At 73.1% G+C, this 14158-nt stretch carries 16 protein-coding genes; 8 read left to right on the forward strand and 8 right to left on the reverse strand.

Features of this window, described 5'->3' with window-relative positions:
* The first annotated feature begins 7 nt into the window (after positions 1 to 7).
* Both CFP65_RS03515 and CFP65_RS03520 read left to right on the forward strand, forming a co-directional pair.
* Entirely contained in the window at positions 8 to 925 is a 918-nt protein-coding gene (locus CFP65_RS03515) for a helix-turn-helix domain-containing protein (protein WP_104814700.1), read from the forward strand.
* A gap of 160 nt (positions 926 to 1085) precedes the next feature.
* Complete coding sequence (locus tag CFP65_RS03520) at positions 1086 to 1907, forward strand: carbohydrate-binding protein (RefSeq protein ID WP_104814701.1); 822 nt, start codon at positions 1086 to 1088, stop codon at positions 1905 to 1907.
* 107 nt (positions 1908 to 2014) lie between these two features.
* On the opposite strand, the gene CFP65_RS03525 is transcribed toward CFP65_RS03520, so the two are convergent.
* Positions 2015 to 2707 (reverse strand): HAD family phosphatase, encoded by a 693-nt coding sequence (locus CFP65_RS03525; RefSeq protein ID WP_256387261.1) that lies wholly within the window; start codon positions 2705 to 2707, stop codon positions 2015 to 2017.
* 51 nt (positions 2708 to 2758) lie between these two features.
* Between CFP65_RS03525 and CFP65_RS03530 the strand changes: the two genes are divergently transcribed.
* Positions 2759 to 3133, forward strand: coding sequence for a VOC family protein (locus tag CFP65_RS03530; protein ID WP_104814702.1), 375 nt, complete (start codon positions 2759 to 2761; stop codon positions 3131 to 3133).
* Positions 3134 to 3283: 150 nt separating this feature from the next.
* Positions 3284 to 4645, forward strand: a complete 1362-nt coding sequence (locus tag CFP65_RS03535) for an erythromycin esterase family protein (protein ID WP_104814703.1) — start codon at positions 3284 to 3286, stop codon at positions 4643 to 4645.
* 70 nt (positions 4646 to 4715) lie between these two features.
* Here the strand turns inward: CFP65_RS03535 and CFP65_RS03540 are convergent, their stop codons facing one another.
* Both CFP65_RS03540 and CFP65_RS03545 read right to left on the reverse strand, forming a co-directional pair.
* Entirely contained in the window at positions 4716 to 5060 is a 345-nt protein-coding gene (locus CFP65_RS03540) for a hypothetical protein (protein WP_104814704.1), read from the reverse strand.
* A gap of 39 nt (positions 5061 to 5099) precedes the next feature.
* Entirely contained in the window at positions 5100 to 6725 is a 1626-nt protein-coding gene (locus CFP65_RS03545; protein ID WP_104814705.1) for an FAD-dependent monooxygenase, read from the reverse strand.
* A 125-nt stretch (positions 6726 to 6850) separates the two neighbouring features.
* Here CFP65_RS03545 and CFP65_RS03550 point away from each other — a divergent pair, with 125 nt between their 5' ends.
* Positions 6851 to 7207, forward strand: a complete 357-nt coding sequence (locus CFP65_RS03550; RefSeq protein ID WP_104814706.1) for a PadR family transcriptional regulator — start codon at positions 6851 to 6853, stop codon at positions 7205 to 7207.
* Position 7208: 1 nt separating this feature from the next.
* Positions 7209 to 7769 carry a hypothetical protein gene (locus CFP65_RS03555; RefSeq protein WP_104814707.1) on the forward strand — a complete coding sequence of 187 codons (561 nt, stop codon included), beginning with the start codon at positions 7209 to 7211 and terminating at the stop codon, positions 7767 to 7769.
* Between the two features lie 25 nt (positions 7770 to 7794).
* Here the strand turns inward: CFP65_RS03555 and CFP65_RS03560 are convergent, their stop codons facing one another.
* Together CFP65_RS03560 and CFP65_RS03565 are read right to left on the reverse strand one after the other, a co-directional pair.
* Entirely contained in the window at positions 7795 to 8607 is an 813-nt protein-coding gene (locus tag CFP65_RS03560; RefSeq protein ID WP_104814708.1) for a 4'-phosphopantetheinyl transferase superfamily protein, read from the reverse strand.
* A gap of 31 nt (positions 8608 to 8638) precedes the next feature.
* Positions 8639 to 10309, reverse strand: coding sequence for an acyl-CoA dehydrogenase family protein (locus tag CFP65_RS03565; protein ID WP_104814709.1), 1671 nt, complete (start codon positions 10307 to 10309; stop codon positions 8639 to 8641).
* 266 nt (positions 10310 to 10575) lie between these two features.
* Between CFP65_RS03565 and CFP65_RS03570 the strand changes: the two genes are divergently transcribed.
* Positions 10576 to 11289 (forward strand): G1 family glutamic endopeptidase, encoded by a 714-nt coding sequence (locus tag CFP65_RS03570; protein WP_104814710.1) that lies wholly within the window; start codon positions 10576 to 10578, stop codon positions 11287 to 11289.
* A gap of 290 nt (positions 11290 to 11579) precedes the next feature.
* A complete protein-coding gene (locus CFP65_RS03580; protein WP_104814712.1) occupies positions 11580 to 12341 on the forward strand; it encodes a metallophosphoesterase in 762 nt (253 codons plus the stop codon).
* A 16-nt stretch (positions 12342 to 12357) separates the two neighbouring features.
* On the opposite strand, the gene CFP65_RS03585 is transcribed toward CFP65_RS03580, so the two are convergent.
* The 3 genes from CFP65_RS03585 to meaB all read right to left on the reverse strand — a co-directional run bounded on the left by CFP65_RS03585 (position 12358) and on the right by meaB (position 14155).
* Positions 12358 to 12639 carry a hypothetical protein gene (locus CFP65_RS03585; RefSeq protein WP_104814713.1) on the reverse strand — a complete coding sequence of 94 codons (282 nt, stop codon included), beginning with the start codon at positions 12637 to 12639 and terminating at the stop codon, positions 12358 to 12360.
* Between the two features lie 6 nt (positions 12640 to 12645).
* Entirely contained in the window at positions 12646 to 13008 is a 363-nt protein-coding gene (locus CFP65_RS03590; RefSeq protein ID WP_104814714.1) for a hypothetical protein, read from the reverse strand.
* A gap of 157 nt (positions 13009 to 13165) precedes the next feature.
* The gene (gene meaB, locus CFP65_RS03595; protein ID WP_104814715.1) at positions 13166 to 14155 is read right to left on the reverse strand and encodes a methylmalonyl Co-A mutase-associated GTPase MeaB; all 990 of its coding nucleotides are present in this window, start codon (positions 14153 to 14155) and stop codon (positions 13166 to 13168) included.
* Positions 14156 to 14158 lie beyond the last annotated feature (3 nt).

The raw sequence follows: 14158 nt of genomic DNA on the forward strand, positions 1-14158 counted from the left end.
TGCTGCGATGGACGCGCAACGGACCACCCCCACACCCGACCTGCCGCTGCACCGGCTGCAGGTGCCCCTCCCCCACCTGCTCCCGTTCGCCATCGGCAGCTTCGACGCGATCGGCCCGCTCTCCCGGGCGGGCTTCCCGCACCGGCACTCCTTCTACGAGATCGCCCACGTCACCGGCGGCCGGGGCGGCCACGTCCTCGACCTGGCCCACCGGCCGCTGGCGCCACCGCAGTTGTGCGTGATCACGCCCGGCCAGGTGCACCACTGGGCGGACGCGGACGGGCTCACCGGCCACGTCGTGCTGTTCAACGAGGACTTCCTGCTCGGCAGCACCCAGGACCTGGCGGCGCTGCGCACCCTGGCCTCCCGGCCGGCCCTGCGCCTTGGCGAACAGGCCGCCCCCGTCGCCGCGTTGCTCACCGACATGGAGCAGGAGTACCGCACCCTGCCGGCCGGCTACCCCGGCGTACTGCGGGCCAGCCTGCACATCCTGATCGCCCGCGCGCTGCGCGCCGAGGACCCGGGCGACCTGCCACCGCCGACCGGCCGGGCGGCCGAACTCGCCGCCGCCTTCACCCGGTTGATCGCCGAGCCCGGCGGGGTGCACCACTCGGTGGCCTCCTGCGCCCAGCTGCTCGGCGTCTCCCCCGGCCACCTCCAGACCCTGGTCAAGCAGGCCACCGGCCTGCCGCCCGGCGCCCTGCTCCGCCGCCGCCAGACCCTGGAGGCCAAACGCCTGCTGGCCGGCACCGAACTGACGGTCCGCCAGGTCTCCCGTGAGGCCGGCTTCGCCGACCCCGCCTACTTCTGCCGCTTCTTCCGCCGCGAGACCGGCATGACCCCGGGTGAGTTCCGGGCCCGGGTCGACGGAAATCACCACGATCCCCGGATCACGTCCATCGCGGCCGACCCCGGGGCGCCGTAGTTTTTCCGCGGGGCATCGGCCACCCGCCCCGCGCGCAGACGGGTGGCCGGTCCGGCCCTTGTCATGCCCCCACCATGGCAAGGGCCGTCCCCACCTCCGCCTCCCGGGCGCTGGGCCCGGCGGCGCTCCCCCACCCCCGAAGGACCGAAGGAGAGGGCGCATGAGCCCCGACGGCATGATCAGCCGCAAGACCGTCCTGAAGGCCGCCGCCGCGCTCGGCGCCGCCCCGCTGCTGATCGGCGGCGGCGTCGCACTGGCCCGCGAGCAGGCCGGCACCGGCCGGCCCCTCGGCCTCACCCCCGCGTGCGACGACGGCGACGAGCCCACCATCGAGCAGACCGAGGGCCCGTACTTCAAGCCCAACTCCCCGCTGCGCAGCTCGCTGGCCGGCGACGGCCCCGGCACCCCGCTGACGGTGAGCGGCTACGTGTTCGGCCGGGCCTGCCTGCCCGTCTCCGGCGTCCTGCTCGACTTCTGGCAGGCCGACGACGGTGGCACCTACGACAACGTGGGCTACACCTTCCGCGGCCACCAGTTCACCGACGCGGGCGGCACCTTCCGGCTCACCACGATCGTGCCCGGCCTCTACCCCGGCCGCACCCGCCACCTGCACGTCAAGCTGCAGGCCCCCGGCCGGCCGGTCCTCACCACCCAGCTCTACTTCCCCGGCGAGCCGCGCAACAGCACCGACACCATCTTCGACGCCCGCCTGGTGATGAGCGTCCAGCAGAGCGGCCCCGGCCGGGTCGGCACCTTCGACTTCGTCCTGGACGTCCCGCAGACCCCCGGCTCCCCCAGCCCCACCCCGACCCCCACCGCCACCCCGACCGGCTCCCCGGGCACCACCTGGAAGGCCGGCACCACCTACAAGGCCGGCGACCGCGTCACCTACTCCGGCATCTCCTACGTCTGCCTCCAGGGCCACACCGCCCTGGTCGGCTGGGAGCCGCCGAACGTGCCGGCCCTCTGGCAGCGGTCGTAGGCTCCGACCGCCCTCCCCCGGAGGCGCCGGGCGCCCGGTCGACGGCAGGGGCCGGCCGGGCGCTCACCCCTGCGGCCCACCTCAAAGTGCTCAACCCTCACCCCGCCTCAGGACGCCCGGCGGACGATCTCCGTCAGCTCGCTCAAGGCCCCGATCCGATGAACGGCCCGCGAGAAGTCCTGCGACGCCGTGAACTCGTTGTGCACGACGGCGCAGTCGATGCCGGCCGCCACCGCCGAGTTCAGCCCCCGGGCCGAATCCTCCACCACCAGCGTCTCCTCCCTGGTGGCCCCCAAGCGCACCAGGCCGGTCAGGTAAGGCTCCGGGTGCGGCTTGCCGAGGCCGTAGTCCTCGCGGACGAGGACGAAGTCCATGAACGGCCGTATCCGCCGCCGCTCATGGATGAGGTCGAAGTCCCGGCGCTTCGCGCTGGTCACAATGGCCATCCGGACGTACTGCGAAAGCTCGGCCAGGGCCTCGAGGACGCCCTCGATCTCGATGGCCTCCGTCCGCAGGTACTCCTGGTAGTACTCGTCCCGCACCGCGCGTTGCCGCTCGATGGTCCGCTCGTCGACACCCGCCGCCCTGGCCTGCTCCCAGGTGCCCAGACCTTGGCCCATGTCGCGCAGGTACCGGTCCTTGTCCAGCGTCACGCCGACCTCCGCCAAGGCACGTTCACCGGCCGTGAAGTACCAGAATTCGGTGTCCACCAACACGCCGTCGTGGTCGAAGAGTATGTACCTTTTCAGCGCCTTGGTCCTTCCGTCGAAGCCCTGAGCCGTTCCTGCCGATGAATTCACCGTACCCGGGCCGTCTGCCCGGGTGACGCGACCGTTCTCGACAGGAGTGCCATGTCCACCGTCCAGCCCGTGATCCTCACCGCCCGCCTCGACACCCTGCTCGCCTTCTACCGCGAACTCCTCGGCGCCACCGAGACCTTCCGCATCCCGGAGGAAGGCCCCGCCTTCTACCGCGGCCTGCGGATCGGCGACACCGATCTCGGCCTGGTCGCCCGCGAGGACCTCGGCCCCGGGGCGGCCCCCCGCATCCTGCTCAGCATCGCCGTCGAGGACCTGACCGCGACCCTCGCCCGCGTCGAACCCCTCGGCGGCACCATCGACGGCGGCCCCACCGAAATGCCCTGGGGCCAGCGCGTCGCCCACATCAAGGACCCGGACGGCAACCCCGTCAACCTCACCCTGCCCACCCCGGTCACCGCCGGCTGACCGTACCGGACCGGGACCAGGGTCCCGACGCGACCGCAGGCCGTACTCTGCTCCCACCCACCATCTCCTCCCCAGTGTCAACGCGAAGCCATCGATTCGCAGGAGATGCTCGATCTCACCGGACATCACCCTGCTGGAGAGGACGACCACATGACAGCTCATCACCACCCCGGAGGCCGCCGCCGGGCCCTGGCCACGGTGGTCCTCGCGATCACGGCGGCCCTCGCCCCCGCCGTCGCCCAGGCAACACCCGCAGCAGCAGCGCCGGCGGGCCACGGGACGGACGCGGTGGTCCGCGCCCTTGACCGGGCCGCCCATCCGCTGCGGTCGACGGAGCCCGGGGGCGGCACGGCCGACCTGCGCGCCCTCCGGACGACGATCGGTGACGCCAAGGTGGTCGGGCTGGGCGAGGCCACCCACGGGTCCCACGAGTTCTTCGCCATGAAGGAGCGGGTCTTCCGCGACCTCGTCGAACACCAGGGCTTCACCACCTTCGCCTTGGAGGTCAGTTGGTCGGCCGGCCTCCGGATCGACGACTACCTGCAGACCGGCAAGGGCGGCGACGCCCGCACCGTCGCCAAGGCCGCCCTGGCCGGATCCCCCTGGGACCGCGAGGAGTTCGTCAGCCTCATCACCTGGATGCGGGAGTACAACCTCCACCACCGCGGCCGCACCGTCCACTTCCTCGGCGACGACCTCGGCGCACCCTCCCTGGACGACGCCTTCTTCGCCCGGATCACCGACTACGTGCAGGGCGTCGACCCGCAGGCCCGCGCCACGCTCGACACCCTCTACACCGGGCTGCGTCCGATCGACGACGCCCTCGCCTACCTGACCAAGCCGCTCGCCGAACGCCGCTCGCTGGCCGCCCGGGCCCAGCAGGCCCTCGACCTGGTCACCGGCCTGCGGGCCACCGACCGCGAGGCCGCCGCCTGGGCCCGGCAGAACGCCCGGTCCGTCGCCGAGACCACCAGCTTCCTCTCCCTGGACCCCGGTGACACCGCCGCCCTGCCCGCCTTCGAACGCTTCCGCGACGAGGTGATGGCGCGGAACGTCACCTGGTGGCAGCAGCACACCGGCGCCAAGGTGCTGCTCTCCGCCCACGACGACCACGTCGGCCGCACCGCCGGCGACCCGCAGCTCTACCCCAAGACCCAGGGCGCCTTCCTGACCGACACGATGGGCCGCGACTACCTCCCGATCGGCTTCACCTTCCACCAGGGCTCCCTCCTCTCGAAGGACACCGCCATCGGCGGTGACTGGAAGGAGTTCACCGCACCGCCCCCCGCCCCTGACACCAACGAGTACACCCTCGACCAGGTCCACCACCGCGACTTCTACCTGGACCTCCGCACCGCCCCACCCCTCGCGAAGGCCTGGCTCTCCACTCCCCGCCCCACCCGCACCTACGGCACCCAGTACCCCTACCCACCCGGCCACACCGCCCTCGCCGAGTCCTACGACGTCCTCATCCACCTCCACACCATCCACGCCGCTACCCCGACCCCGTAGGGGAACCGTTGGACGGGGCGCGCATCGGACGCCTCGGAACACTCGGGGCGACAGCCCGCTGCCGCCCCCGTCAGCGGATTTCCAGCTCCTCGGCCTTCCTCAGGAGCTCCTCGGCGATCTCGTCCCAATCCGGACCGTGCAGCCGCAGGCTCCGGGCCGCATCGCGCAGCAAGGACGGGTCGTCCGGCCGCTGGAGGAGGAGCAGCCGGTAGGCGAGGTTGCGGATCCGCACGGGAAGGTAGCCGTCGACGAGGTAGGGACAGAGCTCGCGCAGCATCGCGAGAATGGCGTCCGGCTCGGCGAAGGTGAGCTTCTCCAGGAAGAAGTGCTCGGAGTGCGGCCGTCCGCACTCCGGCGTCGGACGGTACTCGTCCCCGTAGACACATCGGGCGTACTCGGTCAGTGTGCTGTGCATGGGCCGCAGCCTACGACGCCGCGATCCCCCGGACCGTTGCTAGCCGGCGGCGGTGAAGGTGCGCCGCAGGTGCGCCACGAGCCGTTCGGGTGCTTCGACCGGGAGGCGGGCGCCGACGTACCAGTCCGGTCGGACGAGGATGGCCTCGCCGTCCCGGGCCGCGTAGGCCGTTCGGAATGCTCCCGTGCTGTCGTGGACGAACGGCAGGTCCAGCCCCTGTGGTGCGGAGCAGGGGGCGAGCACGGCGTAGACGTCGAGCAGGCCGTGCGCCGCCGACCGGGCCGCCTCGGCGGTGGCTCGGAGGTCCGCCACCGGCGTGCCCGCACCCGCGTGGAGCAGGAGGGTGTGGCGCGGGCCGCGCAGCAGGTCGAACAGGCGCAGCGGGTACGCGGCCAGCGGCCGTACGAGCCCGGTGCAGTCCGGGGCGCGGTCGCCCGGCGCGGGAGCGGGAGCGGGAGCAGGAGCGCCGGCGGCCGGCTCGGTGAGCGGGCCGGTGCGGTAGTCGACCAGGAGCTGGGCCTCGCGGAGCAGCAGGGTGGCCGGGTCCTCCGGGTCGGCCTCCAGGCCGTGCCGGGCGTGGCGGACGGTCCGTCCGACCACCTCCTCACCGATCGGGTGGCGCTCCGCGTGGTAGCTGTCCAGCAGGGTGTCGGCGGCCACGCCGCGCACCACCAGGGCGAGCTTCCAGGCCAGGTTCCAGGCGTCCTGCACACCGGTGTTCATGCCCTGCGCACCGGTGGGCGGGTGGATGTGGGCGGCGTCCCCGGCCAGCAGGACGCGGCCCTCGCGGTAGCGGTCCGCCAGCCGGTGGCTGATCCGGAAGACCGAGGCCCACCGCAGGTCGGTGGCCGTGGTGGGCTGCGGGGAGAGCCGGTCGAGCACCGCCTGGATGTGGTGCAGCTCGGGCGCCCGACCGCCCTCCAGACCGTGGGCGACCTCGGCGCCGGACGGGACGGCGGCCAGCTCGGGCGGTACGAGCATCGACATCCGGTACCGGCCCCGGCCCGGCAGCGGGATGCAGATCAGCAGATCCTCGACACTGCCGTCCGCGCCCCGCCGGCTGGAGCGGACGGCGTAGCCCGCCGGGAGGTCCCAGTCCACCCGTACGTCCCCCAGCATGTACTGCTCCGGGAAGGCGTCGCCCTCGAAGCCGATCCCGACGGCCTTGCGGACCTTGCTGTGCGCGCCGTCGCAGCCCACCACGTACCGGGCCACCACCTCCTCGGCGCCCTCGGGGGTCGCCAGGGCGGCCCGGACGTGACCGTCCTGCTGCGTCAGCCCCACCAGCTCGGTGCCGCGCTCGACCCGAGTACCCAACCCGGCGAGGTGGTCGGTCAGCAGGCGTTCCGTCGTGTACTGCGGCAGGGCGGCGAAGCGGTACGGCACCTCGGGCGGCAGCACGAGGTCGGTCCGCGGGCCGGGCGCGCCGTTCACGAACATCAGCTGGCCCAGCAGCGGCACGGCCTCGTCCAATGCCTCCCGCACCAGCCCCATGCCCTCCCACACCTCCAGCGTCCGCGGCTGGATGCCGACGGCCTTGGCGTACGGCTGCGGCGCCGCCAACCGGTCGACGATCCGGCACCCGACCCCGTGCCGGCGCAGCTCGGCAGCGGCGGTCAGCCCCACCGGGCCCGCTCCGACCACCAGCACTTCGGTGTCACCCATGGCTGCTCCTCGCTACCGGGCCCCCACCTGCCGTTCCAGCCTGCCACCGCCGCCGAACGCCCACCCCGGGGCGAAGTCGACGAAGGTACTTGACATCGCCTAGTACCAGGGACAGTCTGATAGCTGTGACCTCCAGCCATGACCCGCAACTGCTCAAAGGCGTCCTGTCACTGCTGCTGCTCCACCTCCTGGCGGAGCAGGAGTCGTACGGGTACGAGGTGGTCCAGCGCCTGCAAGGGGCCGGATTCGCCGATGTCCTGGAGGGCACGGTGTATCCCGCCCTGGCCCGGCTCGAACGGGAAGGGCGGCTGGCCTCCCGGTTGGTGGCCTCCTCCAGTGGGCCGGCGCGCAAGTACTACCGGTTGACCGACGCCGGGTACGAGGCGCTGGCAGCCGGTGCCGCCGGCTGGGCCCGGCACGTGGCCGGTGTCGAGGCCGTTCTGTCCCGTCCCCTGTACGCCGCACCGCAGAAGGGCTCCTGACATGCCGAAGACCGTGTCCTGGTACGACCGGCTGCGCATCGAGCGGGTCGTCTGGTCGCTCGACCAGCGCCTCTACGACCTGCCGAGCCGCACCCGGATCGCCCACCGGCGCGAGGTCCGCGCCAACCTGCTGACGGCCGCCGCCGGGGTCGGCGCCGGCGAGGCGCTGCGCCGGCTGGGCAGCCCCCGGGAGCTGGCCGCGCAGTACCGGGACGCCGAGTTCGGCGAGGGCCCGCGGCACTCCTGGCTCGCCGCCGCGATGTTCGCGCTCACCACCCCGCTGGTCCTCAACTTCTTCCTGAGCGAGGCGGCCAACGCCTACCAGCAGGCGATCACCACCCCGGGCACGCACGCCGACGGCAGCTACACCTGGGGCGGCGTCACCTGGCTCCAGAGCCCGCTGACCTTCGTGCTGCACCAGGGCCAGGCCACCCACGTCGGCGGGGCGTACACGCCGCTGACCTACGTCCTGCTGCTCGCCGGGGCCATCGCCTGCGGCCGCCTGTGGCGCGCCCTGCCCCGGCGCCGCACGCCGCGCCCGGCCGCCCCAGCGGTGGGCTGACCTCGGCACAACGGAGCAACTCGCCTCAGGCCGCCCGGTTGACGCTGAGGCGGGCGTGCCGGACGGCGTGCAGGATGGCCGGGTCGAGGACGGTGGCGGCGGGGTGGCCGTCGGTGGTCTCGGCGACGGCCACGCTGATCCGGTAGCCCTCGGGGACCTCGTGGGTCTCGACGTGCCAGGAGCCGCCTTGGCGGGGGCGGCCGTCGGGCCAGCAGAGCCGGGGGCGTTCGCCGTCCAGGTCGAAGCCGAACTGGGTGAAGGGGAAGCGCATGCCCTGGCCGATGGCCTTGGTGTACGCCTCCTTGAGGGTCCACAGGCGCAGCAGCGCCGGCCCCCGCTCATCCGGCGCCAACTCCCTTACGGCGGAACGCTCGTACGGGCTGCAGGTGATCGCGGCGGTGGCCTCGTGCACCTCCCGGTCGCCCCGCTCCACGTCGGTGCCGAGCTGGCCGCGCCGGGAGACGGCGACCACCAGCAGCTCCTCGGTGTGGCTCAGGCTGACCGCGAGCCGGCCGACCCCGCGCACGTGCAGGCCGCCGCTCGGCCGGTGCGCGAGCTCCAACTGCTCGGGCACCCCGCCGACGACCGCGGCGGCGGCGTGCTTGAGGAAGCGTCGGGAGGCGGCGAACCGCTCCCTCTCGGCGGGGCTGTCGAAGGCCCCGTGCCTGGCCCACTCGCGCCCGAGCAGCAACGCCAGGCTCCGCTCGGCCGGCGCCGGCGCTGCCCAGTCGGCCACCGTGCCGTAGACCACGGCGGTGCCGACCTCGCTCATCGCCCGGTGCACCGCCGCCCAGGGCCCGGCCGGCCCCGCCAGCCGGATCGGGCGCAGCTGCGCCACCGGTAGTGTCCTCGTGCCCCCCAGCACCGGCTCACCCGCCCAACGGAGTGCCGTGCAGGTCGAAGCTGCGCGGCTGGTGGAATCGGTCCATGGCCTCGGCCGCGACCAGCTCGGCGGCCTCGGTGAGCGGCAGCCGCAGCGGCCGCTCCAGCCGGGCGAGCAGCCGGGTCAACGCGAGCAGCAGCCAGGCGGGTTCGGCCAGGAAGGTGTCCTCGCCCCCGCGCGCCCGGTGCCGCCAGACCCCGAGACAGGCCGCGGCGGCCTGCAGCAGCGCGAACCGCTCGCCCAGCGCGAACGCGGCCTGCTCGCCCTCCGCCGTCTCCCGGCACTCCCGCCGGAAGTCCTGGTACTCCTCGGCCAGCGCGGCCGTCACCTGCCCGAGCGGGCCGGCGGCCGTCTCCTCCTCCGCACCGAACTCCTCGGCGGCGGACAGGAGTTCGCCGCCGATCGGGTCGCCGTCGGCGGCCAGCGCGAGCCGCTCGTAGACGAGCGGCTCCAGCGCGGCGCCGAGCCGGAAGAGCTCGGCGGGCACCTCGGGGGCCGGGGCCTGCGCGACCGGGGCCAGCTGCGGCAGGATGGTGGCCAGGCAGCAGGGGGTGCCGGGGTAGGTCGAGTGCACCAGGCGCAGGTCGCGCTGGGCCTTGCCGAACATCCCGTACGGGCCCCAGGTGCAGAAGCTCTCGGCGCCGAGCACGGCCGAGAGGTCCTGGAGCGCGTCCACCATCAGCTGCGGGGCGAGGTACTTGGCGGCGGCCGAGAGCAGGCTGGTGCGGCCGGGCAGCAGGTGCAGCGCCCGGGTCGCGGTGCTCGACAGGCAGTCGGCGGCCAGCAGATCGGCGAACGCCCAGGCCACGGCGTCCCGTCGGCGCACCTCGCCGAGCGGCTGACCGTTCCGGGCGGGGCTGTCCACGGTGAAGCCGAGCGCGGTGCGCAGCGCCGTCTCGGCGGAGCCCAGCGCCATCGCGGGCAGCGCGGCCCGGGTGATCTGCAGGCTCTCCAGCAGCAGCGTCATGCCCTGCCCGGCCGGGCCGAGATCGGCGCCCTCGACGTCCGTCTCCTCGACGTACAACCCGCCTTGGTCACCGCCCCGGTTGCCCTCGGTGAGCGTCCGGGGCAGCTTGCGCACGCCCGGGCCGCTCAGCTCGCGCGGGCCGAGCAGCAGGGCGCGCAGGGCGCCGGAGTCGGTGCGGGCGTAGACCAGCAGCGCGTCGGCGCGGGAGAGCCCGTGCACGGTGCGCTTCTTGCCGCTCAGCACGGGCTCGCCCGACTCGCCCTTGAGGATGGCGAGTTCGTCGTGCTGCTCGTCCTCGGGCGCGAAATCCGGCTCGACCTGGCCGATCCGGCCGCCGGTGAGCAGCAGGCCGGCGATCTCGGCGCGCTGAGCGGGGGTGCCGTGCGCCCAGACCGGCAGCGCGGCGGCGAAGGCGGTGGCCGCCGGGCCGAAGCCGAGCGCGAAGTCCCGTCGGAAGACCGGGCGCAGCAGCTGGACGAGCTCCTCGGTGTTCGCGTACCGGCCACCCTCGGCGACCGGCACGAACTCGGCGGCGAGGCCGAACTCGGCGAGCAAGTCCTCTCCACCGCAGGGGAGTTCGTAGCGCTCGTCGGCCTGGAGGACATCGGACGGGCCGAGGCGGTCGCCGAGCAGGTGCTCCAACTCTGCGACCCGGTTGGTGGCTGTGGGGACACGTTCCTGGATCACCATGCATCGAACCTAGGCGCCGGATCCCCCTCCGGCCGAGCCTTCGCCCACGACTGCGTCAGTTTTGGATCACCTCAAGACTTGATTGAGCCAAGTCACGAACCTCAACCACGGTCACCGACAGTGAAGTTCAACTTTTCACCAAATCTGGCCCCGGATATTGCCCTGCACATGACAGTCAGTTCACGCTGTACTGCCACCTCAACGGTCGCCCACACGGCCGTGGTTGGCGCATGAGCATTCTGTTCCTCCCCCACTTAGGAGCATCCATGCGCAACGTGCTGATCCGTGTCGCCACCCTCGCGACCGCGGCCGCCGCCCTCGTCGCCCCCTCCGCGCCGAGCGCGGCCTCGGCCGCCCAACACCTGTCGTTCCGCCCGCTCTCGTACAACACCAACGGCTACAACTGGGGTGGTTACGCGGCCACCGGCAGCGGGTTCACCTCGGTCTCGGCCAGTTGGACCGAGGCCAACGCCACCTGCAACTCCACCAACGACCTCTACGCCCCCTGGGTCGGCATCGACGGCTACGGCTCCTCCTCCGTCGAGCAGACCGGCGTGGCCACCGACTGCTCCAGCGGGCACGCGGTGCACCAGGCCTGGTACGAGATGTACCCCGCCGCCCCGGTCTACCTGAGCACCAGCTCCTACCCGGTCGCGGCCGGCGACAGGATCAGCGCCTCGGTCAACTACACCGGCAGCAACCACTACGCCCTCAAGCTCGTCAACTCCTCGCGCGGCTGGACCTACAGCACCACCAAGACCCTCTCCGCCGCCCGCACCAGCGCCGAGGTGATCATCGAGTCGCCCACCGGCGCCTACCCCAACTTCGGCACCCTCAACTTCACCTCCGCCCTGGTCAACGGCCAGGCCCTCGGCAACTTCGGCCCCACCGCCCTCGACCCCTCCAACGGCGCCTACGAGGCCCGCACCAGCGCCCTCTCCGGCGGCACCTCCTTCAGCGACACCTACCTGCGCGAGTAACAGCCCCCCACACCACCGAGGGGACCCGGCACTGCCCTCCGGGTCCCCTCGGCGCGTCCTCCGCCCCCAAGGACGGCCCTCCGCCGCCGCCGCTGTCCCGACCACTCCTGGTGGACACCCGCGAAGTCCTTCTCGATCGCCGTGGCGATCCCGGCGGCGTGTTCCGCAGCGAGGTCGCCCCAGGCGGGCGACATGACGGCTTCGAGCCGGGCCGCATCCGGGTGGAGGTCGGTCGGCGGGACGGCCCGTAGGTGTAGGTGGTGGCTCATCGGGTCACCATACTGATCGTCATGATGAATCAGGTGGCCGTGCTCTCCGACATCCATGGTGTGCTGCCGGCGTTGGAGGCCGTGCTGGCCGAACCGGACGTGCGGGGTGCCGAGCTGATCGTGGTGACGGGGGACGTCGCCTGTGGGCCGCAGCCGGTGCAGGTGCTCGATCTGTTGGGCGGTCTCGGGGGGCGAGTGGCCTGGGTGCGGGGGAATGCCGATCGGGAGTTGGTGGAGTACCGGCGAGGGTTGCGGGATGCCATTCCGGATCCGATCGCACCCTCGGCGGCGGAGCAGCTGCGGGAGGAGCAGGTCGACTTCCTGGCGGGGCTGCCCACCTCGCTGACCTTCGAGGTGCGGGGGCTGGGCGCGGTGCTGTTCTGCCACGCGACGCCTCGGGACGACGAGGAGGTGGTCCTGGTCGACTCCAGTGCGGAGCGGTGGGACGAGGTGCTGGCCGGGGTGGACCGGGCCGTCACCACCGTGGTCTGCGGGCACACCCACATGCCGTACACCCGGCTGGCCGCCGGCCGGCTGGTGGTCAACCCGGGGAGCGTCGGCATGCCGTACGGTCGGCCCGGCGCGCACTGGGCCCTGCTCGGCCCCGGTGTCCAACTCCGGTCCACCCGATTCGACGTGGCCGCCGCCACGGCCCGGATCGCGGCAGACTCCACCTTCCCGCAGGCCGCCGAGTGGGCTGACTACTGCCTCAACGCCCGCACCACCGAGCAGGACGCCTACCGGATCTTCGCCCCGAAGGACGGCCGCGCGTCGAAGCCCTGAGCCCAGCACGCCGACCCTAGAACCACTGCCACACCCCGAAGGTGTGCACGTACGCCCGCCAGGCCGCCCTTCGGGCGGGCCGCTTCGCGGCGAGCTGCCTGAGCAGGACGGCCAGGTACACCAGGCCGAACAGGCCGAGGACGATCAGCCCCGGGCGGAGGCCGGCCCACCAGGTGACGAGAGCCGAGAGCAGCACGGTGGCCGCCGCAACGACATGGGCATCGCGCTGGTCCGGGGTCACCACCTCACGGAGCAGCGAGCGCTCGCCCTCCTCGGCCACCACGGCCTCACCCTCCATCCGGCGTCAGCTCCCGGCGAGGGACAGGAGGAAGACGTAGAGCGTGACGCCGACCGCCGGGAGGGGGCGGCGTAGGCGGGTGAGGTAGGTGAGGGCGGAGCCCGCGAAGACGGCGAGGCCGGCCCAGAGCAGGCGGGGGCGCAGGGGGGCGTCGGCGAGGAGGGACGGGGCGAACAGGCCGAGGGCGGCGGCGCAGGTGAAGGCGATGGCGGACCAGGGCGGGCCGGACCAGCCGGCCCAGCCGGGGCCGGGGCGGCGGCCGAGGGCGGCCAGGAGGGAGCGGAGCAGGGCGGCGGCGATCGCCAGCACGCCGGTGGCTTCGATCAGGGTGGCGGCCAGCGGAGGGAGGCCGGCGGGGAAGTCGGACATGGCAGCTCTCGGTGGTCCGGGCCGGCGCCGGGCGGCGGCGGTCCTCGGAGAGAGTAGACCGGCCGAGGGCCGGGCCCCACCCGGAGGAAACGGTCATATGACCACCAGGTGGGGCACGGCGCCTTGGCTTTGATGAGACCGTTACTTTGCCCGGGCTTTACGCATCGTGGCGGAAGGCCCCGAGGATCCGCTCGGCCGCCAGGGTGGCGGTGAGCGTGCCCTCGCGGACCTCGCGCTCCAGGCCCGGAGCCAGCTCGCGGACCAGCGGATCGGCGTGCAGGCGGGCCAGGAGCTGGTCGTGGACCATCGACCAGAGCCAGTCCACCTGCTGGTTGCGCCGCTTCTCGGCCAGGGCGCCGGTGGCGTCCAGGAGTTGGCGGTGGGCCTGGAGGCGTTCCCAGAGGGCGTCCAGGCCGGTGCCGGAGAGGCCGGAGCAGGTGAGGACGGGCGGGGTCCAGGCGGCGTCCGGGGGTTGGAGCAGGCGCAGGGCGCCGGCCAGCTCCCGCGCGGCCTTCTGGGCGTCGAGCTCGTGCGGGCCGTCGGCCTTGTTGATCGCGACCAGGTCGGCGAGTTCGAGCACGCCCTTCTTGATGCCCTGGAGCTGGTCGCCGGTGCGGGCCAGCGAGAGCAGCAGGAAGGTGTCGACCATCTGGGCCACGGTGGTCTCGGACTGGCCGACGCCCACCGTCTCGATCAGCACCACGTCGTAGCCGGCCGCCTCCATCACCACCATGCTCTCCCGGGTCGCCTTGGCGACCCCGCCGAGCGTGCCGGAGGTGGGCGAGGGCCGCACGAAGGCGTTCTCGTCCACGGCGAGCCGCTCCATCCGGGTCTTGTCGCCCAGGATGGAGCCGCCGGTGCGGGTGGAGGTCGGGTCGACGGCGAGCACCGCGACCTTGTGGCCGAGGCCGGTGAGCAGGGTGCCGAAGGAGTCGATGAAGGTGGACTTGCCGACCCCGGGCACGCCGGTGATGCCGATCCTGACCGCGCGACCCGCATGGGGCAGCAGGGCCACCAGGAGCTGCTGGGCCTGCGCCCGGTGGTCGGGCCGGGTGGATTCGACCAGGGTGACGGCCCGCGCGATGTACGCGCGCGAGCCCGCCAACACCCCCTGGACGTAGGCGTCCAGGTCAACAGGACGAGCCATCGG

It is taken from the genome of Kitasatospora sp. MMS16-BH015 (assembly GCF_002943525.1).
Classification (GTDB): domain Bacteria; phylum Actinomycetota; class Actinomycetes; order Streptomycetales; family Streptomycetaceae; genus Kitasatospora.